We start from the raw sequence: 22,670 nt of genomic DNA, 5'->3' as shown, positions 1-22,670 counted from the left end.
ATCACTCCGATGTGGTGCAGCAAGGGGCGAGTTCGGCAATCAATGGCGCGCAGATTTCCGGCCTGCCGTCGCAGCAGTCCTGCAGCAGGAACAGCAGGACCTTGCGCAGGGCAGGGAGGTCGGCGCGATAGATGATCGAGCGGCCCTGGCGGTCGCTTGTCGCAAGGCCGGCACGGGCGAGCACGGCGAGATGCGCGGACAATGTATTTTGCGGCACGTCGAGGCGGCGCGCCAGGTCGCCGGCGGCGATGCCGCCAGGTTCAGCTGCCGCAAGCCGGCGGAAGGCCTCGAGCCGTGTCGGTTGGGCCAGGGCGGCCAGCGCGTCTATCGTGTCGTTCGCATCCATATATCCAGACTAATGGATATATGTGACAGCCACATGACGGCGCAGTGGCGCCGCCAAGGTTCACAAGGGTTTAGCTACCAGCGCGTCTTTTCGCCGGGGGCGGCCGGCTCGATCGCAAGCGCATGCAGCCCGGCCTTGAGTTCAGCGGCCAGCGCTTCGTTGACCGCGCGGTGGCGGTCGATGCGGCTCATGCCGGCAAAAGCAGGTGCGACGATACGGATGCGAAAATGCGTTTCGCCCGAGCCGTCAAATGTTGCATGGTGGCCGCCATCAACGTGGTGATGGCCGGCATGCAGGTGGCTTTCGTTGAGGACGGCAAGCCGTTCTGGCGAAAAAGCCTCGTTCAGCTTGTCTTCGATGGTCGCCTGTATGGACATCGGTCTCGCCTTTCACCACATGTGTCGCCGCGGACAATCGTGCTATCAGGCGCAATTGAGCCGCAAATCAGGCGTTAGGGCCAACATCCTTGAAATGTCAATTCTTGTTTCGCCGCGCCAAGAGGCGGTAAATACAATCCGATGAAGCCGTATCCGAAATATTTCGACAAAATCCGCGTCCGGCCCGATCCGGAAACGGAGGTGAAGTCGCACGCGCCGGTCTGCCAGTGGGACGGCTGCAAGCAGCCGGGAACGCACAAGGCACCGGTCGGCCGCATGAAGGAAGGCGAGTACTTCCAGTTCTGCTTCGACCACGTGCGCGAGTACAACAAGGGGTTCAATTATTTCTCCGGCCTCGCCGACGGCGATATAGCGCGCTTCCAGAAGGAAGCGCTGACCGGGCACCGGCCGACCTGGACCATTGGCTCCAATGCTGCCGCCGGTTCCAGTGGCGCGGCGCGCTCGGCACCGGACTTTGCCCAGCAGCGCTCGGGCCGCGCCGGCTACTACAATCGCATGCGCGACAGCAGCAATGTGTTCGGCGGGCAGGGCGCACCACGCCAGCGCAAGGCCAAGCCCCTGGAGGCCAAGGCGCTGGAGACGCTCGGGCTTGATACGCGGGCCACCGGCACCGATATCAAGACGCGCTACAAGGAACTGGTGAAGCGCCACCACCCCGACGCCAATGGCGGTGACAGGGGTTCCGAGGAGCGCTTCAGGGATGTGCTCCAGGCATACCGCGTGCTCAAGCAAGCGGGATTGTGTTGAGCCAGCCGCGGCCGCGGCCTTTTTCCAACTTTCATCTGATCGGAAAAGGCTTTAAGACCGCCCCCGAAGAAAATTCGATTGCCGGCGTGGCCTGAAGCCTCGCGCGTGGAGACGCTATGAACAAGGTCGATCGCGACATCACCAATCTGCCGGACACGACAGTGTCGGTGAAAGACACCTTCGGCTTCGATTCGAAGATGGTCGTGCCGGCCTACGCAGCCTCGTCCGAGCACGTACCCGACATCGATCCGGACTACCTGTTCGACAAGGCGACGACGATGGCGATCCTCGCCGGCTTCGCCTACAACCGCCGCGTCATGGTCTCGGGTTATCACGGCACCGGCAAGTCGACCCACATCGAGCAGGTCGCTGCCCGCCTCAACTGGCCGATGGTCCGCGTCAACCTCGACAGCCACGTCAGCCGTATCGATCTGGTCGGCAAGGACGCGATCGTCGTCAAGGAGGGCATGCAGGTCACCGAGTTCAAGGACGGCATCCTGCCCTGGGCCTACCAGCACAATGTCGCGCTGTGCTTTGACGAATACGATGCCGGACGCCCGGACGTGATGTTCGTCATCCAGCGCGTGCTCGAATCCTCGGGCCGCCTGACCCTGCTCGACCAGAGCCGCGTCATCCGTCCGCACCCGGCCTTCCGCCTGTTCGCCACCGCCAACACGGTCGGCCTCGGCGACACCACCGGGCTTTATCACGGTACCCAGCAGATCAACCAGGCACAGATGGACCGCTGGTCGATCGTGACGACGCTGAACTACCTGCCGCACGACAACGAGGTGAACATCGTCATTGCCAAGGCCAAGCACTATCGCGACGCCAAGGGCAAGGAGATCGTCAACAAGATGGTCCGCGTCGCCGACATGACGCGTTCGGCCTTCATCAATGGCGATTTGTCGACCGTGATGAGCCCGCGTACGGTCATCACCTGGGCTGAAAACGCCGAGATCTTCGGCGATGTCGGCATGGCCTTCCGGCTGACCTTCCTCAACAAGTGCGACGAACTCGAGCGCTCCGTGGTTGCCGAGTTCTACCAGCGCGCCTTCGGCGAGGACCTGCCCGAATCAGCCGCCAACGTCGTGCTGGGATAAGAACAGGCTCAAATGGCGGGGCCGGGCGACAACACACGCAACAAGTCGAAGACGGGCTCGGAAGCCGACAGCTTCAAGCGCGCCGTGACCGTTTGCATGCGCGCTATTTCGGGTGACAACGGCCTCGAAGTGGCATTCGCCAAGGAACGGCCGGCGCTTGCCGGAAATCGTGCTCGCCTGCCTGAACTGCCGAAGAAGGCTTCGGCCGGCGACATTGCTGTCACCCGCGGCCTTGGCGATTCGATGGCGCTCAAGCGCGCCTGCCACGACACCCGTATCCATGCCCGCCTGGCCCCGGAGGGCAAGCAGGCCCGCGCCGTGTTCGACGCCGTCGAGCAGGCCCGCGTCGAGGCCATCGGCAGCCGCGCCATGGCTGGCGTTGCCGCCAACATCACCTCGATGCTCGAGGACAAGTACGCCAAGGCCAATCTCTCCGACGTCACCGAGCAATCGGAAGCACCGCTCGAAGAAGCGCTGGCGCTGATGGTGCGCGAGAAGCTGACCGGCCAGCCCATCCCCAAGAGCGGCGAGCGCATGGTTGCGCTCTGGCGCGAATGGGTTGACCAGAAGGCCGGTGGCGATTTTGACGGCCTGCTTGGCAGCCTCGGGGACCAGCAGGCATTTGCGCGCGCCGTTCGCCACATGCTTGCTTCGCTGGAGATGGCCGAGGAATACGGCGACGACCAGGAAACCGAGGACAACGAGGACCAGGACGACGACCAGCCGCAAGGCGAGGAGCAGAGCGAGGAGGGCGGCGACGACGATTCCGGCTCCGAGCAGGCGCAGTCCGAAGATGCCGAATCCTCCGAAGACGAAGATCAGTCCGGCGAGATGGAGGCGTCCGACGCAACCTCCGACGAGATGTCCGACGACGATGACGTCGATTCGGAGACGCCGGGTGAGGCCCGTCGCCAGGACAACCCGTTCGCCAACCTGCCGCGGGAAATCGACTACAAGGTCTTCACCACCGCCTTTGACGAGACTGTGGGTGCCGAGGAACTGTGCGACGAGGACGAGCTCGACCGTCTGCGTGCCTTCCTCGACAAGCAGCTTGCCAATCTGTCGGGCGTCGTCGGCCGCCTGGCAAACCGCCTTCAGCGCCGCCTGATGGCGCAGCAGAACCGCTCCTGGGACTTCGACCTGGAAGAGGGCTATCTCGACCCCGCGCGTCTCGTGCGTGTCGTCATCGACCCGATGCAGCCGCTGTCGTTCAAGCAGGAGCGCGACACCAAGTTCCGCGACACTGTCGTCACGCTGGTACTCGACAATTCTGGCTCGATGCGCGGCCGTCCGATCACGGTTGCCGCCACCTGCGCCGACATCCTGGCCCGCACGCTGGAGCGTTGCGGCGTCTCGGTCGAGATCCTCGGCTTCACCACGCGTGCGTGGAAGGGCGGCCAGGCGCGCGAGAAGTGGCTCAAGGACGGCAAGCCGCCGAATCCCGGCCGCCTCAACGACCTCAGGCACATCATCTACAAGAGCGCCGACGCGCCGTGGCGGCGTTCGCGCCGCAACCTTGGCCTGATGATGCGCGAAGGCCTGCTCAAGGAAAACATCGACGGTGAAGCCCTGCTTTGGGCGCACCAGCGCCTGATCGCGCGGCCCGAACAGCGCAAGATCCTGATGATGATCTCGGATGGCGCGCCGGTCGACGACTCGACGTTGTCGGTCAACCCGGGCAACTATCTGGAGCGCCATCTGCGCGCGGTCATCGACCTCATCGAGACACGCTCGCCGGTCGAGCTGCTGGCCATCGGCATCGGCCACGACGTCACGCGCTACTATCGCCGCGCCGTCACCATCGTCGACGCCGAGGAACTGGCCGGTGCGATGACCGAGCAGCTGGCGTCGCTGTTTGGCGAAGAGAGCGCGCGCGAGAACCGCCGCGGCGGCTTCCGGCGCGCCGGATGATCTTGTCGCCAAGGCAATTCCAGGAAAAGTGTGCAGCGGTTTTCCGTCCGGAATTGCGCAAAAACAAGAAGTTAGAGCGCTTCCGCGTTTCGAAGAAAAGCGGCAGCGCTCTATCCCGACTGCGGCAGTTTGCGTGCGCTGCAACGGCGGCGCTCGCGCTTTCGACCTTGGTCACCGCCTCCTCGCGGGCCGAACAGCCTGACATCGAGCGCATCGAGATTTCGGCCCGTTCTATCGCCCGCTTCCAGATCGGGCTCGACCAGAAGATTTTCGGCCCGCTCGAATTCGTTGGCGGCCTCGAAATGACCTCGTCGTCGCGCAATCTCGGGGCGCTGTCGGCTTTTCGTTTCCTCAAGCCAGGCAGCGATTTCATCGGCGTCGCCGACACTGGTTTCTGGTATTTCGGCCGCATCGTGCGGGATTCGGCGCTGCGCCCGACCGGCGTCGAGAATTTCCGCATGGTCCAGATGGTCGACGCCACCGGCAGCGCCATCGAGAAGAAATGGCAGGCCGATGCCGAAGGGCTTGCGGTCAAGGACGGCATCGCCACCGTCGGTTTCGAGCGCACGCATCGCGTCGCCCAGTACAAGATCGATCCCGACAACATGGCGCCGCCATTCGGCGAGCTCGATTTCCTGGTGCCGCGCAACGAGTTGCGTATCAATCGTGGTTTCGAAACCGTCGCCTATTCCGCCCAAAAGGGCAGTCTGGTGGTGGTGTCGGAAAAAAGCCTCGACAAATCAGGCAACATCTTCGGCGCCGTGCTTGATGGTCCCGGCAAGGGCGTCTTCACGGTCAAGCGCAATGGCGAGTTCGACATCACAGACGGCGCCTTCCTGCCCGATGGCGACCTGCTGCTGCTCGAACGCAGCTTCTCGATGGCGTCAGGCGTCAAGATGCGGCTCCGACGCATTGCCTCCGAAACCATCGCCAGGGGCCAGGTCGCCGATGGTCCGGTGCTGCTGGAAGCCAATATGGGCTACCAGATCGACAATATGGAAGGGCTCGACGTCTGGCAGCGTGCCGACGGCGCGCTGATGGTGTCGCTGGTCTCCGACGACAACCACTCGATCCTGCAGCGCAATCTCTACCTGGAATTCATCCTGCACGGCGATTGAGCGGCGATTTTCCGCTATTGTCGGCGCTTGCGATGCGGGAGCCGGCCATGTCGTTCGATGTCACAAGCCTCATCGACCGTTACTGCGCGGTCTGGAACGAGCCCGACGCTGTGCGGCGCAAGGCGTTGCTCGAAGCCGTCTGGACTGAGCGGGCGACATACACCGACCCGCGTGCCGATACTGTCGGCGCGGATGAGCTTTTGGCGCATATCGCAAAGATCCGGGCCAGCCGCCCCGGCGCGAAGATCGTTCGCACCACGGCGGTCGACCTTCATCACGGAGTTGCCCGGTTCGGCTGGCGTGTTGTCGAGGCCGACGGCACGCCGCTGCCCGAAGGCATAGACTTTGTCGAGCTGGCGCCTGACGGGCAGCGCATCGAGCGCATCATCGGCTTCTTTGGGCCGATGACGGCGATCTGATCTGCTTGAATGCGTCCATCGGTGCCCGAGTCCAACGCCGTACCCACCTCAGCCTTTCAGGCAAAAAGAAAGCGAGGGGTTCCCCAACCCCTCGCTGCATAAGTCGGACCTCCGGGATATCCTTCCCGTAAGGCGTCCCGTGATCAGGCTGCCAGATGGCTTGCCGCGGCCTGGGCGTAGTTGTGGCCGAAGCGGTTGGCGAGGAAGGCGTCGAGCGCGATGTCTTCCTGGCGGATGAAGCCCTGCTGCGGCAGCGCGCCGGAAGCCAGCATGTCGAGCACCGAGCAGATGCCGGATGCCGTGGTGATCTGGATGGCGCTGCGCGTCATCTTGCCCATCTGGCGGCTGTAGATCTTGTTGGCGTAGCTCTCCTGCATCAGGCGGCCGTTCTTGTGGCCGCTGACGGTGACGAAGATCACCACCACGTCCTGCATGGTTGCCGGCAGGGCGTTTTCCAGGATGTCCTTCAGCACTTCGCGGCGGTGGCGCAGGCCGAGGTCGTTGAGCAGCGCCTTCATGATCGCGGCGTGGCCGGGATAGCGGATGGTGCGGTAGTTCAGCGTGCGCACCTGGCCCTTGTAGGTCTCGCACAAAGTGCCGAGGCCGCCAGAGGTGTTGAACGCCTCATAGGTGATGCCGTCGAGCGAGAACTCCTCGCGCTCCTCGAGCGGCGGCACTTCGACCAGCGAACCCTCGACGATCGCCTCGCAGGGCTCGCAATACTCGTTGATGACGCCGTCGGTGCTCCAGGTCAGGTTGTAGTTCAAAGCATTTGACGGATACTGCGGCAGCGCGCCGACACGCATGCGCACGCTTTCCAGCGTGTCGAAGCGCTTGGCGAGATCGTTGGCGACGATCGAGATGAAGCCCGGCGCCAGGCCGCATTGCGGGATGAAGGCGCTCTTGGCCGTCGACGCCAGTTCCCTGACGATGCGGGTCGAGGCGACGTCCTCGGTCAGGTCGAGATAGTGCACGCCGGCCTTGGCAGCGGCCTCGGCGATGCGCGTGGTCAGGTGGAACGGGGCAGCGGAGAGCACGGCGAACTTGCCGGCCAGCACGGCGTCGAGCGCGCCGGCTTCCGAGATCTCGACCTTCAGCGTCTCAACAGCGTTGCCGGTCTCGAGCGAATCAAGCGCCGCCTGCGAGCGATCGACCACGGTTACCTTGTAGTCGCCCGTTTCGGCCAGCATGTCGGCGATCGTCGAGCCGATCTTGCCTGCGCCTACAACAACGATCTGTTTCATGGTCATGTCCCCTTCGACTGGAATTTCGTGGCGGATTCTACGTCCGCGCCTCGTCGAAAGGCAGTATCGATATTGCCGAAAAGCCGATATGTTTTAGACATAACGACGTAGAGTATTGACGAAATGACGACAGACCCTGACCGTGCCCTGCTTGCCTTGCTGCGCGACAACGCGCGTGCCTCGACCGCTGAACTGGCGCGCAAGCTCGGCGTGTCCCGGACGACAGTGCAAAGCCGCATCGAGCGTCTGGAGCAGCGTGGGGTGATCGCAGGCTACAGCGTCAGGCTGTCGCCGGACTACGAGAAGAACCTCGTCCGCGCCCACATCCTCGTCACCGCCTTGCCCAAGGTCTCGGCTGCGGTCGAGGCGGTGCTGAAACGCATTCCCGAGGTCCGCACGCTGCATTCGGTCAGCGGCAACTTCGACATGATCGTCGTCGTCGAGGCTCCTTCGGTGCGCGACCTCGACGCGCTGATCGACCGCATCGGTGCGCTCGAAGGCGTCGAGCGCACCTTGTCGTCGATCATCCTGTCGACGCGGATAGACCGCTGAGCCGTTTCAGCCGATCGCCGACAGGTCGTGACGGAAGACGACCTCGCCGCCGATGATCTCGCCCGTGGCGCGGAAGCCTGTCGCCCGATACAGCGCCATCGCCGTTTCGTTTTCAGGCACGACGCCGAGGGTGACATGGCTGCAGCCGGGCAGCTTCGACATCAGCGTCAGCATTTCCAGCAGCGCCTTGCGGCCATAGCCGCGCCGCTGGTAGCGCTGGTCGATCATCAGCCTATAGATCCAGTAGTTACCGTCGTCGGGATCGAGCGCATACATGGCGAAACCGACCGGCCGGTCATCGGCATAGATGGCGAACGGCACGCAATGGTCGCCATCATCAGCCTCCTCGATCGATTCTTCATTGCTCGCGACGAACTCCTGCTGTGCGGGAGCGACCTGCAGTTCAAGCATTCTTGCCCGCTCGGTATCGTCGAGCGGGCGTAGTGTAGTAGTCATGTATCCACCGTGTTTGACGTAATGCCGGCGACAATTGACGAGATGCATTACGCAAGCATGTCCCCGGTCGTCTCGTCGTCGCAAGTGCTGGATGCCTTGACGTGATCACCCGCCCGGCTGGCTCCCGGCTGCCTGTCGCAGCAGGCCGGCAAGCTCTTCCACCTGCTTGACCGCCGAAGTCGGCGCGGCCCCGGCCAGGACCATCACCGGCACGCCCGATATGCCCCGTTCGACGGCGAGCCGCCTGTCGGCGCGCACCGCATCGGCGAAGTCCTTGCCGACGAGCAGTTCCGCCACCGCACTCGGCTCAAGTCCGGCCTCGCGGCCAAGCCGGTCCAGCACGCCGAGATTGGCGATGTTTTGTGCCTCGCTATGATAAGCGCGCAGCAGGCGTTCCATCACGGCATCGGCCTTGCCGACAGCCGCACCGAGATGAACAAGGCGATGCGCGTTGAAGCTGTTGACTGGACGGGCATTCTCGAGGTCGAGCCTGATCCCCTCGGCCGCCCCTAGCGACATGATCTCGTTGATCCGCGCCTCGGCCGCATCGCCGCGCCACTGCCTGATCATGTCGGCGGCACTGTCGCCCGGCATCGGGCCGCCTTCGGGTGAAAGCTCGAAGCTGCGCCACACTGTCGTAACAGGGGTGCCGGCCAGTGCCGAGGCCGCTTCGAGGCGGCGCTTGGCGATGTAGCTCCACGGGCACAGTACATCGGCATGTATTTCGATTTGCATGATGCCCTCCCGGCTCAGGCGTCGACTGGGCGCGGACCGGGGGCCACTTCGCGGACGAGGTTGTATCGCGGCGGACCGCTCATCTTGGGCTCGGCCTTGCCCTTGAGGCCGTCGATCACCCCCTGGATCGCCGCGATGCGCGCGGCATTGTCGGAGACGCGCTCGAACTCGCGGTGCGCGGCTTCGCTTTCCCAGTGGATGATGTTGTAGACGCGGGTGCCGTCGGTGCTGGCAAACAGATGCGCCGACTTGTAGCCGGGATAAAACCGCACCCATTTTTCCTGCAGGCCGGCGAAGCCGTCTATCAGCTCGCGCTGCGTCTCGGGGCCATCCACGGTGTAGTCGATGATCGAGTAGAAACCTTGTGTGTCTTGCATCTGCTTGTCCTTTGTCCGGTTCGATGAGCCGAAGGTAAGGACAGGCGGCCGGCCGGATTAGCCGGGGATTTCAGGATGCAGCTTCCGGATCGACGGAAGATCAGCCGGCGAACAGCTGGCGCGGAAAATGCGCGACGACATGGTCGATGAAGGAGCGCAGGCGCCTCGAGACGATGCGCTGGTTGAGATAGACGATGTGGATCGGCTGGGCCTCGCCGCGCCACTCGGGCAGCACCGTCACAAGCTCGCCGCTCGCCAGCTCACGCGCCAGGAACGCGGCAGGCACCAATGCTATGCCACGGCCGGCGACAGTCTGGTGCCGCAATGATGACAGCTGGTTGCCGCTGAAACGGCCTGAGATGTTGACCTCGCAGGTGTCGCCATTGGCGTGGCGGAGCTGGGCTGCGCCATATCCGGCAAAAGACATCAGCTTTTGCGCATCGATGTCGACGGGATGGCCGATCGGCGGATGTTCGGCGAGATAGTCAGGTGAGGCCACAAGCTGCAGCGCGGCAGCGCCAAGCGAACGGGCAACAAGGCCCGAATCGTCGCGCAGCGCCCCGACACGGATGGCGACGTCGATACCGTCGGCAAACAGGTCGGCGTTGCGGCCGCTCAGATTAAGCTCCAGCGACATGTTGGGATGGGCCTCGAGATAGCTGCTCAGCAGCGGTGCCAGCACGTCGTCCATGGCGATCGTGCTCGCCACCCTGAGCTTGCCGCTCAGGCCTGCTGCCGTATCCGTCAGCTCGGCCTCGTAGCCGCGCAGTTCGGCGAGCGCCCGCGACGCAACCTCGTGATAGCTGGTGCCGACCTCGGTCAATGCGAGGCGCCGCGTCGTGCGCTTGAGCAAGGTGCTGCCGAGGCGCGCTTCGAGAGCGGCGATGCGCTGGCTTACCGTGGAGACGGGGATGCCGGTGGCTCTCGCTGCGCCGGAGAAGCTTCCGGTCCGAACGACCTCGAGGAAAAGATCAACCGAATCGAGAGCCATTATCTGCCTGCTATGCCGTGGCGCGAGCCGGCAGCCTATTCGGCGGCGTCCGACATGCAAGAGCAGCCGATGGATCATCGGCTGCTCTTGGCAATGTGGTCGTATGTGCTTGGTGGCTAGGCCAGCGCCGGCTGCGTCCAGCGCGCAGCGATCAGGCGGTAGGGGATGAGCGCGAACAGGGCGATCAGCAGCTTCACCGTCAGGTCGCCCAGCGCCCAGGAGACCCAGCGCGGCGCTTCCATCGACAGCACGCCGAACAAGGGTGCTGCTTCAAGCGCAAAGGCGTCCTCGGGGCCGAGGAAGGCGAAGGCGGCGGCGAAGGCGATGCCGAAGAAGATCGCCGTGTCGAAAACCGAGCCGACAAGCGTGCCGAAGATCGGCGCGCGCCACCAGCTCTGCCGGCGCAGCCAGTTGAACACGGTGATGTCGAGTAGCTGTGCGGTCAGGAAGGCGGCGCCGGAAGCGACAGCAATGCGCGCCAAGCGGTCGGCAGCCGTGTCGAAGGGGATCAGGCCATAGCGGAACAGCACCGGCGGGATGACGATCGAGCAGACCACCGCGGTCATGAAGCCGACGAAGACGATGCGCCGCGCCAGCCTCGGGCCGTAGCGGCGGTTGGCAAGGTCGGTGACCAGGAACGAGAAGGGATAGGTGAAAGCGCCCCAGGTCAGGACATCGGCAAGCGCCAGAGATCCGACCTGTCCCTGCATCGGGAACTGGACGAGAATGTTGGAAGCGACGACGACAAGCGCCATGGCTGCCACGAAAGGCAGATATTTTGAACCGGAGTTCATTTTTTTATCCTGGGTAATGGAACCAGCTGTACGGGCCATGCCCGGGCATTTGGGCGGAGCCTCCATCGTCCTTGCGGCCGTCAGAGGCTCCAGGCGGTCGTCCCCCGCCCTGATTCGTCGATTAGGCTGCGGCCTGCTCGGCGGTCTTCTTGGCGATCTGCTTCTTGAGCAGGCGCGCACGCTGCGACAGCTCTTCGGCGTCAGCCTTGACCAGGAAGGCGTCGAGGCCACCGCGATGTTCGACCGTACGCAGGGCGTTGGCCGAAATGCGCAGGCGCACGTTCTGGTTCAGCGTCTCGGAGATGAGCGTGACGTTGACCAGGTTCGGCAGGAAGCGACGACGGGTCTTGTTGTTGGCGTGGCTCACATTGTTGCCGGTCATGACGGCTTTGCCGGTGAGTTCGCAAGCGCGGGACATGTTACTTACCTTCAGTTCTGGCGGACCAAGCGACGATAACGCACCGATATGGCGCGCGGTCTCAGTCAGGCGGCCTCATGGAAAAAGTTGGCGTTCCATAGTTGTATTTGGCTGACGCGTCAAGCGTCGTGGTCGTTTCCGGGTGTTGTCCCCAACTCCACAGAATGGCCGGAATTGGTTCTATAACCGATCGCAAGGGACACGAACAGCGCGAAGTCAGCTTCCGCTGACGATGAGGTGTTCCCGACGATGCGCCGCCTTTCGCCTTTCCTGCTCGCTTTCTCCCTGGTCCTGTTGCCGTCGCAGCTGCTGGCCGCCGGCAAATCCTTCAGCGGCGACTACTCGCTCTCGTTCCTCGGCATTCCGGTTGCCAAGGCAACCTTCGACAGCAGCTATGATGGCGATTCCTACGTCGTCAACGGCAGGGTCTCCAGCGCCGGCCTAGCGGCGTTCTTCGACGATACGCGCGGCACGATCTCGTCGCGCGGCAGTTTCGGCGACGGCCGAACCCAGCCGCGCAGCTTCCGTGCCGACTATGTCTCGGGCAAGGTCAGCTCGCTTGTCGATATCCGTTTCGCCGGCGACCGCGTCACCAACACCCAGGTCGTGCCGCCGCCCAAGAAGCGCGGCAAGACGTGGATACCTCTCGGCGCCAACGACCTCAGCGGCGTTGCCGATCCGATCGCCGCAACCGTCATCCGCGCCCCCGGCCTCGACAAGGTCTGTGGCCGCACGGTCAGGATCTATGACGGTGAATTGCGCGCCGACCTCAGGCTGACCGAGGTGTCGCGCAAGAAGATGTCGGTTGGAGGCTTCACCGGCGACACGGTCACCTGCCGCATGGGCTTCAAGCCGGTTTCTGGCTACCGCACCGACAAGAAGGCTTTGACCTTCCTGCGCGATCGCAGCCGCATCATGGTGACGTTTGCGCCGCTCGGCAAAACCGGCGTATATGCGCCCATCTATGCCACGGTCAGCACGCAGATCGGCACGATCACCGTGAAGGCCCGGCGTTTCGAGGCAATCGACTAAGCCGGGAGGGGTGTGTGGGGCGCGCGACTTTGATTGGGTTTTCGGCGGTCGCCATGTGGGCGCTGCTGGCGCTGCTCACCGACGCGTCGGGTGCGGTGCCGCCATTCCTGATGTCGGCCATAACCTTCGCCATCGGCACCTGTGTCGGCCTCGTTGCGCGGCTGTTCATGCCGAAACCCGACAAGGCCGAGAAGATCCCGGCACAGGTCTGGGTGATCGGCATCGTCGGGCTGTTCGGCTACCACTTCTTCTATTTCACCGCGTTGCGCAACGCGCCTGCGGTGGAAGCCAGCCTGATCGCCTATCTCTGGCCGCTGTTCATCGTCCTTGGTTCGGCACTGATGCCGGGCGAGCGGCTGCGCTGGAACCATATCGCCGGCGCCTTGCTTGGCCTTGCCGGCACCTTCCTGATCGTTACCAAGGGCGGCGGGCTGGCATTCGAGCCGCGTTATGCCTTCGGTTACGCCATGGCCTTCGCCTGCGCCTTCCTGTGGGCGGGCTATTCGCTGTTGTCGCGCCGGTTTCCGTCGGTGCCGACGACAATCGTCACCTGGTTCTGCTTGGCGACCTCGGTGCTGTCCTTCGCCTGCCACCTGGCGCTTGAGGAAACCGTGCTGCCGGCCAATACCAGCCAGTGGCTCGCCGTGCTCGGCCTCGGCCTGATGCCGGTGGGTGCGGCCTTCTATGCCTGGGACATCGGCGTCAAGCGCGGCAACATCCAGGTGCTGGGGGCGGCGAGCTATGCCGCGCCACTGCTGTCGACGCTGGTGCTGATAGCAGCCGGTTTCGCCGAGCCCAGCTTGCGCATCCTCGCGGCCTGCGTGCTGATCACCGGCGGTGCCGTGCTTGCGGCGAAGTCGCTGATCTTCGGCGAGCGCAAGGCGGCAGTGGACGGAGCAGGGGCTTAGCCGAAACTCGGCTCCCAGCCCGGCTTGGCCAGCTCGAATTGTGCGAATTCGAAGCCGGGCGAAACTGTGCAGCCTACCAGTGTCCAATCGCCCAGGCTGCGTGCGCTCTGCCACCAGCCTGATGGCACCACGCATTGCGGCCGCTGGCCGGCAGCGATGTCGATGCCGAGCGTGTGGGCGACGATGTCGCCGCCTTGCTGGAACAGCCTGAGCTCGATCGGCGCCCCGGCATGGAAGTGCCAGATCTCAGTGGCATCCCTGACGCGGTGCCAGTGCGAGACGTCGCCGCGCTCCAGGAGGAAATAGATCGCCGTCTGGTTGCCGCGCGGACCATGCGGTCCGCTTGCCGGGTTGTCGCGAAAGGTCTCGACATACCAGCCGCCTTCGGGGTGGCGCTGCATGCCGAGTGTGGCGATGATCTCTTGAGCCCTCATGGTCAGATCGGGGTCGAAGCCGAGCCGTGCCCATAGATCACCACGAAGCTATCCTGCTCGATAAATGGAACGTGGATCCGTGTGAGCAGTGCGATCAGTTCGCTTGAGCAATCCTGTATCACCGGGCTTACCAACAGGCCTCTGTGCTCGGTGTAGCGGGGTGCAATCCTTATCCACTCGATGTGCAGGCCAAGGCTCGCTTCGTGGGTTCTTGCCCAGTCGCCGAAGTATGCCGGTGCGTACTCAAGCTCGTGTGTCTCAGGTGCCTGATGCACGTATTTGACCTGGTATGCGGGCGGAAAAGGCAGCTGATACATACCCCGACAAAGTTCCCGCCACTTCGTGTCGTTCATGTATGAAGTCAAACCACGCTCAGTCAGGATTTCCCTGATGCGTTTCTTGCCCTTTGCATCGGTGAGCAGATACACATAGTCTGGATCGGGCGTCGCTATTACCATTTGTCCATCATTGCAGCGATGCTGGAAGGCCGCAACATTTCGTGCGGCTGACGTGTGACTGATCATCCCACCCGCTGCATGCTAAATGTGGCGATGATCTCCTGAGCCCTCATGGTCAGAAATTGTCCTTGCGTTTGCGGATTTCGGCAAAGACGTCGACATCAGCCGCTTTCTCCATGCCGAGATGTGTGCGGATCGCCGGATCGGCCCAGCGCAGGAACGGGTTGGTGGCGAGCTCCTCGCCGATGGTGGTCGGCAGCGTCGGCTTGCCGTCGGCGCGCAAGGCCTCGATCTTTTCGCTGCGGGCGCGCAGCGCCGCATTGTCCGGGTCGATGGTGAGCGCAAAACGCGCGTTGGAGAGTGTGTATTCGTGGCCGCAATAGATCACCGTTTCAGGCGGCAAGGCGGCGAGTTTGTTCAGCGATTCGAACATCACGGGCGCCGGGCGCTCGAACAGCCGGCCGCAGCCGAGCGCAAACAGCGTGTCGGCGGTGAACGCCACCTTCGACTTCGGCAGGTAATAGCAGACATGGCCGGCGGTGTGGCCCGGCGTCTCGATGACCTCAATGGTCTCGCTGCCGAACGGGATCACCGAGCCTTGCTCGACGGTGTCGTCGATACCGGGGATCTTGTCGCGTTCGGCCTCGGGGCCGACGATGCGCAGCTTGAAACGCTGCTTGAGCGCCAGATTGGCTTCGACATGGTCGGCATGGTGGTGCGTCGTCAGGATCGTCGACGGCGTCCAGCCGCTCTGTTCGATCGCCGAGAGGATTGGAGCCTCCTCCGGCGCGTCGACAATGGCTGTCTCGCCAGTTTCGCGGTCGTGCAGCAGCGCGCCGAAATTGTCGGTGCGGCACATGAAAAGCTTGATCTCGACGGCCATCGCAAAACTCCATTTCTCAAGAACGATAGGGCGCGCCGGCAAACCTGTCACGCCAAATGGGCCGGGGTCGTTGAAGTCGACCGTCGGCGCGTCTACCTTCCAGCGATGAATTCCGACATCGTCGACCTTCGCTCCTTCTACTCGACGCCGCTTGGCCGCCTCGCCGAGCAGTCGATATCAATGGCATTGTCGTCGGTGTGGGCCGGGCTGCCCAACGAACGCCTGGTCGGGCTCGGCTACACGCTGCCATGGCTCGACCGCTTCGGCACTGACGCCGAGCGGGTCTTCGCCTTCATGCCGGCAACGCAAGGTGCTGTCGTCTGGCCGGCGAACGGGCCGTCGTCGACCGCACTTGTCTTCGACGAGGAACTGCCGCTCGTCGATTCGTCGATCGACCGGGTGCTGCTCGTTCATTCGCTCGAACATGCCGAAAGCCCGCGCGAGACGCTGAAGGAAATCTGGCGGGTGCTGTCGCCGGCGGGGCGCATCGTCATCGTCGTGCCCAACCGGCGCGGCATGTGGGCGCGCTTCGAACACACGCCTTTCGGCACCGGCCGGCCGTTTTCTTCGGGCCAGCTCAACGAACTGTTGCGCGAGGCCAATTTCACCGTCTCGGCCTGGTCCGATGCGCTGCATTTCCCGCCGTCGCGGCGCAAGTGGATGATGAAGTTCGACCATCTGTTCGAGCGCGCCGGCCGCCGCTTCTGGCCGATCTTTTCCGGCGCCATCGTCGTCGAGGCGCAAAAACGCGTCTACCAGGGCATTCCGGTGGCGCAGCGCGCTTCGCGGCGCGTGTTCGTGCCGGTGCTGTCGCCCAGCGGCGCCTCGCGTGGGTTCCCGGCGCTGCGGCGTGAGGATGCAGAGCACGGCGGCTGAGCGGCACCTCACGAAGGGGTGAAGCCGCGCCACTTCCATTCCGGCGCCATTGCCGCGACACTGGCTTTTCCGACCGGAGAGCCTGCGAATGCTGGGCGTGCTGGCCATAGTCTCATGTCTGGGCTGCGAATTGCCCAAGCCAGTCGCCGTGCCGGTGGCCGGTGTCGCTGTCGACGTCGAGCTGGTGCTGGCTGTCGACGTTTCCAGGTCGATGGACCTGGAAGAATTCACCCTGCAGCGCGCCGGTTATGTCGCAGCACTACGTCATCCCGATTTCGTCGATGCTGTGTTGTCCGGCAAGAATGGGCGCGTCGCCATCACCTATTTCGAATGGGCAGGCACGGTGCGCGAGGAATCGGTGGTGCCCTGGCAGATCATCGACGGGCCGCAGAGTGCCGCAGCCTTCGCCGCCCGGCTCGAGGCGCGGCCATTCAGTGGCTTTCGCGGCACCTCGATCTCGGGTGCCGTGACTTATGGTGCCGCCCTGTTCGACCGCAACGATGCCGATGGCTTTCGCCGGGTCATCGACATCTCAGGCGATGGACCGAACAATTTCGGAAACCCGGTGATCCCGGCGCGCAATGCAGCGCTTGCCCAGGGCATCGTCATCAACGGCCTGCCGATTCTGATCCGGCCGTCGCGAACGGCGGCCAGGCTCGATCGCTACTATGCCGAATGTGTCACCGGCGGCCCAGGCTCGTTTGTCCTGCCGATCAAGGCGGCGTCGGAATTCGCCACCGCGATCCGGCGCAAGCTGGTACTCGAAGTCAGCGGCGATACCCACGTCTTGCCGCTCGTCAGGATCGAGACTGAAGACGCGGTCGACTGCATGGCCGGCGAACGCGACCGGCGGATCTACTCAGATCCCTATTTTCCGGAGCTCGACCGCTAGGTTTTCCTGCCCTGATTTCGGGACACACCTTAAAATCGAACAGTTTCCACCCTAGATGACGCGGGCTTCTATTTGCCCGTACGCCAACATAGGGATTTTCCACCTGACCGACGTCATCCAACAAAAACGCGCCGTGCAGCACTCGAAAGGCAAGCGCGCAATGCTGATCGTCAACCCGCGTGCCCGCCGTGGCGGCGGGTCGATCGACGCCGCGCGCCAGGTGCTCGTCGACGCCGGCCTTGAAATCGAGGAGATGGCGACGAGCAAGGACGAGAACGCCTCCGAGCTGATCTCGCGCCACGCCGATCATTTCGACATAGCGATCGTCGGCGGCGGTGACGGAACGCTCAACAACGCGGCTGCCGGTCTTGCCCATTCCGGCCTGACGCTCGGCGTGCTGCCGCTGGGCACCGCCAATGATTTCGCGCGCACCATGGGCATTGCACCGGACCCGGTGAAGGCGGCCGAGATCATCGCCGCCGGCCACCAGACGACGGTCGATCTCGGCGAGGTCAACGGCCATCTGTTCTTCAATGTCGCCAGCATCGGCTTCAGCGCCGAACTGGCCGGCGAACTGACCGAGCATGCCAAGAAGCGCTGGGGCACGCTCGGCTACGGCATCGTCGCGGCCCGGATGTTGATGCGCTCGCGCCTGTTCACCTGTTATGTCGACCATGACGACACCACCGAAAAGATCCGCACCATGCAGGTCTCGGTCGGCAACGGACGTCACTATGGCGGCGGCATGACGGTCGAGGAAACCGCGACCGCCGACGACGGCTGGCTTGATCTCTACAGCCTCGAGGTCGACCACTGGTGGCGGCTGCTCAGGCTCTTGCCCAGCCTGCGCAAGGGCACGCAAGGGCAGTGGGACGACGTCCGCGCCTTCAAAACCACCGAAGTGACGATCCGCACCAAGCAGCCGCGCCCGGTCAACACCGACGGCGAACTGGTCACCTGGACGCCGGCGCATTTCCGCATCCGCCCGAAATCGGTCAACGTTTTCGTGCCGAAGGCCTGACGCCGCCGCGCCGATCGCAACGCGTCTCGTTCAGCGTCGCGATACGCAGCGGCGCGGTTGGATGGCACACTCGGCCGCGCCGATTCGCACGAAGCGGCCAGCCGGAGGATGCGCATGCCAGGCCAATCGTTCATCCAGACCAATCGTGAGCCTCTGGCAGCGGATGTCGACGGCGGGTTTTTCGACCATTTGAAGATGGCGCGGCAGGCGCTTGCCGGCTCGCCGGTGCGCAGGACGCTTCTCTGGCTCGGCCTGTCGATCCTTGCCGTCATCCTCGCAACGTCGGCCGGGCAGATCGTGCTCAACCGCTGGAACAAGCCGTTCTACGACGCGCTCGAAAACCGCGACCTCGATGCCTTCCTGCATCAGCTGACGATCTTTGCAGCGATTGCCGGCTGCCTGCTGGTGCTCAATGTCGGCCAGCAATGGCTGAACCAGATGATCCGGCTCAAGCTGCGCGAGGGGCTTACGCTCGACCTCATCACCGAATGGCTGCGGCCAGGCCGCGCCTTCCGCCTCGCCAATGCTGGTGCCGTCGGCGTCAATCCCGACCAGCGCATGCAGCAGGATGCCGGGCACCTTGCCGACCTCACCACCGACCTTGCCATCGGCCTGTTGCAGGCCTCGATCCTGCTGGTGTCTTTCGTCGGCGTGTTGTGGAGCCTGTCGTCCGGTTTCGTCTTCCACGTCGGTGATCGCTCGTTCAGCATCCCCGGCTACATGGTCTGGGCGGCGATCGTCTATGCCGGGTCCGCCTCGCTGCTGAGCTGGCTCGTCGGCCGGCCGCTGATTGCCCAAAACGCCGACCGATATTCGCGCGAAGCCGAACTGCGCTTCTCGATGGTCCGCATCAACCAGAACATCGACGCGATCTCGCTGGCGCGCGGCGAAGCCGATGAAAAGCGCCGTCTGGAACTGGATCTCGCCGGTGTGCTCAATTCGCTGCGCCGCATCTTCGCCACCCAGATCAATCTCGGCTGGGTCACCGACGGTTATGGCTGGTTCACAGTGGTCGCGCCGATCCTGGTCGCGGCACCGGTCTATTTCGCCGGCGACATCAGCTTCGGCGGGCTGATGATGGCGGTCAGCGCCTTCAACCAGGTCCACGCTTCGTTGCGCTGGTTCATCAACAATGTCGGCGCCATCGCCGACTGGCGTGCCACGCTGATGCGTGTCGGCGTGATCCGCCGCGTGCTGGTCGCCGCCGACGTGCTGCACGACAAGGAGGAGCGCATCGACCTGACTGAAAGCCGCGATGGCAGCCTGGCGTTCGACGATCTCCAACTGGTCTCGCCGAGCGGCTGCATCAGGCTTTCGGAGCCGCATCTCAGGGTCAAGCCGGGTGAGCGCCTGCAGGTCACGGGCGAGGCGGGCGCCGGCAAGACGCTGCTGTTCCGCGCGTTGGCCGGGCTTTGGCCATGGGGCAAGGGCCGCATCGAGCTGCCTGCCGGCAAGCAGGTCGCCTTCCTGCCGCGCGTTTCCTACCTGCCGCCCGGCACGCTGCGCGAGGTGCTGGCCTATCCCACCAGCGGCACCGCGCTCGACGACAAGGATTTTGCCGAGGCGCTCGCGGCCGTCGGGCTTGAGCGCCTGGCAACTTCGCTCGACCGCGTCGCGCACTGGAACGAGGAACTGACCAGCGATGAGCTCCGGCTCGTCGCCTTCGCCCGGCTGCGCTTGCACAAGCCCGACTGGGTGATCGTCGACGAGGCCTTCGAGACGCTCGACGCTGCCGCGCATGCGCGGGTGAAGGACATGTTCAAGGGCGAGCTCGCCAATACCGGCATCATCTATTTCGGCCCGCAGCGTCACAATGGCGGCCTGTTTGGCAGGACCGTCCATCTCGCAAAGGACAAGCGCGGACCGGTGCTCAAGCCGGTCCGTATCAAGGATGTGGCAAAGGCCGCGGCTCCCGCCTGATGCCGTTGCTTCGCTGCAGGCCCGCCGAAGCGGGCCTGCAGCCGGAGCACTCAGATGGCAGGTGCCTGTGTCTCCGGGCAAGGCTTGGACACCCCTGACGACTTGCCGGCGCCGAACAACGCGAAGCTGATCGCTGCCAGCACCCAGACGCCGATGCCGCCATAGAGCATCACCCAGTGGAAGCCATTGACCAGCGCGGCATGGACCGCGTCGGCCGGCACTGTAAGGGCGCCCCCGGAACCCTCGAGCCCACCGCCGGCGGCGATGCGCTCGGCCAGCACTCGGAGTTGACCGCTGTCGGTAGTTATAGGCAGTGCGTCGCGCAGACCAGCAAGGATGCCTTCGACGAGCACGAAGCCCATGATCGCGATGTTGACGGCGAGCGCGATCAGCCTGGCGCTGGCGTCGATGCCCGAAGCCATGCCGGCGCGGCTGGCCGGCACCGAGCCTGTGGTCATGTTGGTGGCGGGCGTCGTCGTCAGGCCAAGGCCGATGCCGGCGAGCAGCGCGCCGGGCAGCACGGTCAGGCCGCTCGCTCCTTCGACCGGGCTGCCCAGCCACATGGCGATGAAGCCGAGACCGATGGTGAACAGGCCGAGCGGGATGACGACACGGGGGCTGGTGCGCAGCAACAGGTACTGCGCCACTGGCGACATCACCAGGAACGGCACCGTATAGGCGAGCACGGCGAGCCCGGTTTCGGTGCTGTCATAGCCGAGGCCGACGGTGAAGTAGATCGGCAGGTAGACCATGAACGGCCAGTAGCTGAAGTTCATGCCGACGCAGCCGACGATGGCGCCGGAGAAGTCGCGGATCCTGAACACCGAGAAGTCGAACATCGGATGCGGATGCGAGCGCTCGACCGCGACGAAGGCGATCAGCCCGACAAGCGTCGCCGCGGCGATGGCGATGGCCGTCGGGCTGAGGAAGCCGAGATCGGCGCCTTGCGTGATGTAGTAGGTCAGTCCGAAGACAGCGGCGCTCAGGATGACGATGCCGGGCAGGTCCAGCTTGGTGGCCTGCGGGTCGCGCGATTCCTTCACGCTGCCGAAGGTAAGCGCAAGGCACAGCAACGCTAGCGGCGCGTGCACGAGGAACACCCACTGCCACGTCGACAGCGCAACGATCACACCGCCGATGATCGGGCCGAAGCCCAGGCCGATGCCTGAGATGACGCCCCAGATGGCGAATGCGCCGCTGCGCGCCTTCGCGTCCTGGAACTGGTGCGAAAGAATGGCGATCGAGCAGATGAACATGGCGCCGCCGGCCATGCCCTGCAGGAAGCGACTGATGATCAGCACCGTCGTGTTGGGGGCGAGGCCGCACATCAGCGACGTTACGCCAAAGGCGGCAACGGTGATGGCAAACACCAACCGGCGGCCGAAGCGATCGGCCAGCGTTCCCGTCGCCATCAGCACCGTCGTGCAGGCGATGGTGTAGGCATTCATGATCCATTGCATGTCCTTGAAGTCGGCATCCAGCACATGTTCGAGCGTCGGCAGGATCACCGGCACGCTCGATATCTCAAGGCCGAACATCAGCGCGGACAGGCAGATCGCCCCCAGCGCCAGACTGTCTCTCATCGTCAGCTTCATCCCGTGTCTCCGGCTGGCGGTGCCGGGGGAGGTCCGGTACCGCTGGTTGTCTGGAAACATTGGACATAGGCGAAGCTTGAACATATAAAAATGCTATGCAATTCTATTTCAGTGATAACAAAGTGGAATATATAAGATGTTGTGGCTCGATGCCGAGGCCGTGCGGAACTTCGTCATGGTCGCCGAACTGCAAAGCTTCACCCGCGCCGCCGACGCCATGGGGTCGACGCAGGCTGCCGTCAGCGTCAAGCTGAAGCGGCTGGAAGAAAAGGTCGGGCGCAAGCTCATCGAACGCACGCCACGCCGCGTCCGGCTATCCGCCGAGGGCGCGCTGTTCATCGATTCCGCACGCGCATTCCTGGTCGCGCATGACGAGGCGGTCGCCGGGCTGTCATGCGGCACGCGTCGTTTTGCGCTCGGCATCGCCGGACATGTTGCCGGCCCGGAGGTGACGACGCTGCTCGCCCGGCTCAACCAGCACGACCCGGCGCTGACCATCGAGGTCCAGGTCGACAATTCGAGCGTCCTGCTCGACGCCTTCGATCGCGGCAAGCTGGATGCGGCGATCGTCAGGCGCGAGGATGACCGCCGCGACGGCGAGGTTCTGGGACCGGAGCATTTCGGCTGGTTCGCAACACCCGATTTCCATCATCGTCAGGGCGAGCCGATACGCCTCGCTGCGCTGTCGCGCGCCTGTGGCGTCCGTGACCTCGCCACGCGCACGCTCGACGATGCCGGCATTCCCTGGGTCGAGGTGTTTCTTGGCGGCGGCTCGTCGGTGGTGACGGCAGCCGTTTCGGCCGGCCTTGCCACGGCGGTGTTCTCCAGCCGGCTGTCACCGCCCGGCACCATCGAAATCAGCCGCAAGTTCGACCTGCCTCAGGTGCCGTCGTCGGAGATCGTGCTGCACTCGACGCTGACCGACCGCCGCTCGCGCGAAGCGCTGCGCATTCTCGCCTGCGCCTTCCGGGAGCACCGCGCTTCGGCGGAGTAGCAACTGAAGCGTCTTCGCTGCCGGGTATTTGAAGGACCGCGCTCGGCG

The 22,670-nt window shown here is 64.1% G+C and carries 26 protein-coding genes; 13 read left to right on the top strand and 13 right to left on the bottom strand.

All coding sequences use genetic code 11. The annotated features are described in order from the left end of the window. Position 1: 1 nt before the first annotated feature. Both J1C56_RS17530 and J1C56_RS17525 read right to left on the bottom strand, forming a co-directional pair. A complete protein-coding gene (locus J1C56_RS17530; RefSeq protein WP_214391362.1) occupies positions 2-346 on the bottom strand; it encodes an ArsR/SmtB family transcription factor in 345 nt (114 codons plus the stop codon). A gap of 74 nt (positions 347-420) precedes the next feature. Continuing rightward, complete coding sequence (locus J1C56_RS17525; protein ID WP_214391361.1) at positions 421-723, bottom strand: BolA family protein; 303 nt, start codon at positions 721-723, stop codon at positions 421-423. A 141-nt stretch (positions 724-864) separates the two neighbouring features. Between J1C56_RS17525 and J1C56_RS17520 the strand changes: the two genes are divergently transcribed. The 5 genes from J1C56_RS17520 (at position 865) to J1C56_RS17500 (ending at position 6,042) form a co-directional block, all read left to right on the top strand. Next, entirely contained in the window at positions 865-1,491 is a 627-nt protein-coding gene (locus J1C56_RS17520; RefSeq protein ID WP_214391360.1) for a J domain-containing protein, read from the top strand. A gap of 116 nt (positions 1,492-1,607) precedes the next feature. Next, on the top strand, positions 1,608-2,594 hold the full coding sequence (gene cobS / locus J1C56_RS17515; protein WP_214391359.1) for a cobaltochelatase subunit CobS: 987 nt from the start codon (positions 1,608-1,610) through the stop codon (positions 2,592-2,594). A gap of 12 nt (positions 2,595-2,606) precedes the next feature. After that, positions 2,607-4,505 (top strand): cobaltochelatase subunit CobT, encoded by a 1,899-nt coding sequence (gene cobT, locus J1C56_RS17510; RefSeq protein WP_214391358.1) that lies wholly within the window; start codon positions 2,607-2,609, stop codon positions 4,503-4,505. 167 nt (positions 4,506-4,672) lie between these two features. After that, positions 4,673-5,623: an esterase-like activity of phytase family protein gene (locus tag J1C56_RS17505; RefSeq protein ID WP_246591556.1), complete on the top strand. Its 951-nt coding sequence runs from the start codon at positions 4,673-4,675 to the stop codon at positions 5,621-5,623. A 47-nt stretch (positions 5,624-5,670) separates the two neighbouring features. Next, positions 5,671-6,042: a nuclear transport factor 2 family protein gene (locus J1C56_RS17500; RefSeq protein ID WP_214391357.1), complete on the top strand. Its 372-nt coding sequence runs from the start codon at positions 5,671-5,673 to the stop codon at positions 6,040-6,042. Between the two features lie 143 nt (positions 6,043-6,185). On the opposite strand, the gene J1C56_RS17495 is transcribed toward J1C56_RS17500, so the two are convergent. Beyond that, positions 6,186-7,286, bottom strand: coding sequence for a saccharopine dehydrogenase family protein (locus tag J1C56_RS17495; protein WP_214391356.1), 1,101 nt, complete (start codon positions 7,284-7,286; stop codon positions 6,186-6,188). 123 nt (positions 7,287-7,409) lie between these two features. Here J1C56_RS17495 and J1C56_RS17490 point away from each other — a divergent pair, with 123 nt between their 5' ends. Beyond that, positions 7,410-7,838: an Lrp/AsnC family transcriptional regulator gene (locus J1C56_RS17490; RefSeq protein ID WP_192568223.1), complete on the top strand. Its 429-nt coding sequence runs from the start codon at positions 7,410-7,412 to the stop codon at positions 7,836-7,838. Between the two features lie 6 nt (positions 7,839-7,844). Here J1C56_RS17490 and J1C56_RS17485 read toward each other — a convergent pair whose 3' ends face one another. From J1C56_RS17485 to rpmB, 6 genes are all read right to left on the bottom strand, one after another. After that, positions 7,845-8,294: a GNAT family N-acetyltransferase gene (locus J1C56_RS17485; protein WP_214391355.1), complete on the bottom strand. Its 450-nt coding sequence runs from the start codon at positions 8,292-8,294 to the stop codon at positions 7,845-7,847. 105 nt (positions 8,295-8,399) lie between these two features. Continuing rightward, entirely contained in the window at positions 8,400-9,029 is a 630-nt protein-coding gene (locus tag J1C56_RS17480) for a DsbA family oxidoreductase (protein ID WP_214391354.1), read from the bottom strand. Between the two features lie 14 nt (positions 9,030-9,043). Next, positions 9,044-9,406 (bottom strand): antibiotic biosynthesis monooxygenase family protein, encoded by a 363-nt coding sequence (locus J1C56_RS17475; protein WP_214391353.1) that lies wholly within the window; start codon positions 9,404-9,406, stop codon positions 9,044-9,046. A 100-nt stretch (positions 9,407-9,506) separates the two neighbouring features. Next, positions 9,507-10,397, bottom strand: coding sequence for a LysR family transcriptional regulator (locus tag J1C56_RS17470; RefSeq protein ID WP_214391352.1), 891 nt, complete (start codon positions 10,395-10,397; stop codon positions 9,507-9,509). A 116-nt stretch (positions 10,398-10,513) separates the two neighbouring features. After that, entirely contained in the window at positions 10,514-11,191 is a 678-nt protein-coding gene (locus tag J1C56_RS17465) for a queuosine precursor transporter (RefSeq protein WP_214391351.1), read from the bottom strand. Between the two features lie 121 nt (positions 11,192-11,312). Further along, on the bottom strand, positions 11,313-11,609 hold the full coding sequence (gene rpmB / locus J1C56_RS17460; RefSeq protein ID WP_214391350.1) for a 50S ribosomal protein L28: 297 nt from the start codon (positions 11,607-11,609) through the stop codon (positions 11,313-11,315). A 249-nt stretch (positions 11,610-11,858) separates the two neighbouring features. Here rpmB and J1C56_RS17455 point away from each other — a divergent pair, with 249 nt between their 5' ends. Both J1C56_RS17455 and yddG read left to right on the top strand, forming a co-directional pair. After that, positions 11,859-12,641, top strand: coding sequence for a DUF3108 domain-containing protein (locus J1C56_RS17455; protein WP_214391349.1), 783 nt, complete (start codon positions 11,859-11,861; stop codon positions 12,639-12,641). Between the two features lie 14 nt (positions 12,642-12,655). Beyond that, positions 12,656-13,549: an aromatic amino acid exporter YddG gene (gene yddG, locus J1C56_RS17450; RefSeq protein ID WP_214391348.1), complete on the top strand. Its 894-nt coding sequence runs from the start codon at positions 12,656-12,658 to the stop codon at positions 13,547-13,549. Here the strand turns inward: yddG and J1C56_RS17445 are convergent. From J1C56_RS17445 to gloB, 3 genes are read right to left on the bottom strand one after another with little or no spacing between them, the layout of a single operon-like run. After that, the gene (locus J1C56_RS17445) at positions 13,546-13,983 is read right to left on the bottom strand and encodes a cupin domain-containing protein (RefSeq protein ID WP_214391347.1); all 438 of its coding nucleotides are present in this window, start codon (positions 13,981-13,983) and stop codon (positions 13,546-13,548) included. The two genes, yddG and J1C56_RS17445, sit on opposite strands and share 4 nt — an antisense overlap. A 2-nt stretch (positions 13,984-13,985) precedes the next feature. After that, positions 13,986-14,507: a DUF6678 family protein gene (locus J1C56_RS17440; protein ID WP_214391346.1), complete on the bottom strand. Its 522-nt coding sequence runs from the start codon at positions 14,505-14,507 to the stop codon at positions 13,986-13,988. Positions 14,508-14,556: 49 nt separating this feature from the next. Further along, entirely contained in the window at positions 14,557-15,324 is a 768-nt protein-coding gene (gloB, locus tag J1C56_RS17435; RefSeq protein ID WP_214391345.1) for a hydroxyacylglutathione hydrolase, read from the bottom strand. 105 nt (positions 15,325-15,429) lie between these two features. On the opposite strand from gloB, the gene J1C56_RS17430 reads away from it, so the two are divergent. The 4 genes from J1C56_RS17430 to J1C56_RS17415 all read left to right on the top strand — a co-directional run bounded on the left by J1C56_RS17430 (position 15,430) and on the right by J1C56_RS17415 (position 20,033). Then, positions 15,430-16,200 (top strand): class I SAM-dependent methyltransferase, encoded by a 771-nt coding sequence (locus J1C56_RS17430; RefSeq protein ID WP_214391344.1) that lies wholly within the window; start codon positions 15,430-15,432, stop codon positions 16,198-16,200. Positions 16,201-16,288: 88 nt separating this feature from the next. Further along, positions 16,289-17,092: a DUF1194 domain-containing protein gene (locus tag J1C56_RS17425; protein WP_214391343.1), complete on the top strand. Its 804-nt coding sequence runs from the start codon at positions 16,289-16,291 to the stop codon at positions 17,090-17,092. A gap of 133 nt (positions 17,093-17,225) precedes the next feature. Beyond that, entirely contained in the window at positions 17,226-18,113 is an 888-nt protein-coding gene (locus J1C56_RS17420) for a lipid kinase (protein ID WP_214391342.1), read from the top strand. Between the two features lie 114 nt (positions 18,114-18,227). Continuing rightward, complete coding sequence (locus J1C56_RS17415) at positions 18,228-20,033, top strand: ABC transporter ATP-binding protein/permease (RefSeq protein WP_214391341.1); 1,806 nt, start codon at positions 18,228-18,230, stop codon at positions 20,031-20,033. Between the two features lie 50 nt (positions 20,034-20,083). Here J1C56_RS17415 and J1C56_RS17410 read toward each other — a convergent pair whose 3' ends face one another. Then, the gene (locus J1C56_RS17410) at positions 20,084-21,628 is read right to left on the bottom strand and encodes an MFS transporter (RefSeq protein ID WP_214391340.1); all 1,545 of its coding nucleotides are present in this window, start codon (positions 21,626-21,628) and stop codon (positions 20,084-20,086) included. A 136-nt stretch (positions 21,629-21,764) separates the two neighbouring features. Here J1C56_RS17410 and J1C56_RS17405 point away from each other — a divergent pair, with 136 nt between their 5' ends. Further along, positions 21,765-22,622 carry a LysR family transcriptional regulator gene (locus J1C56_RS17405; RefSeq protein ID WP_214391339.1) on the top strand — a complete coding sequence of 286 codons (858 nt, stop codon included), beginning with the start codon at positions 21,765-21,767 and terminating at the stop codon, positions 22,620-22,622. The last annotated feature ends 48 nt before the right edge of the window (positions 22,623-22,670 follow it).

This window comes from Aminobacter anthyllidis, from assembly GCF_018555685.1.
GTDB lineage: Bacteria > Pseudomonadota > Alphaproteobacteria > Rhizobiales > Rhizobiaceae > Aminobacter > Aminobacter anthyllidis.
This window is presented reverse-complemented; position numbering and strand designations above follow the sequence as displayed.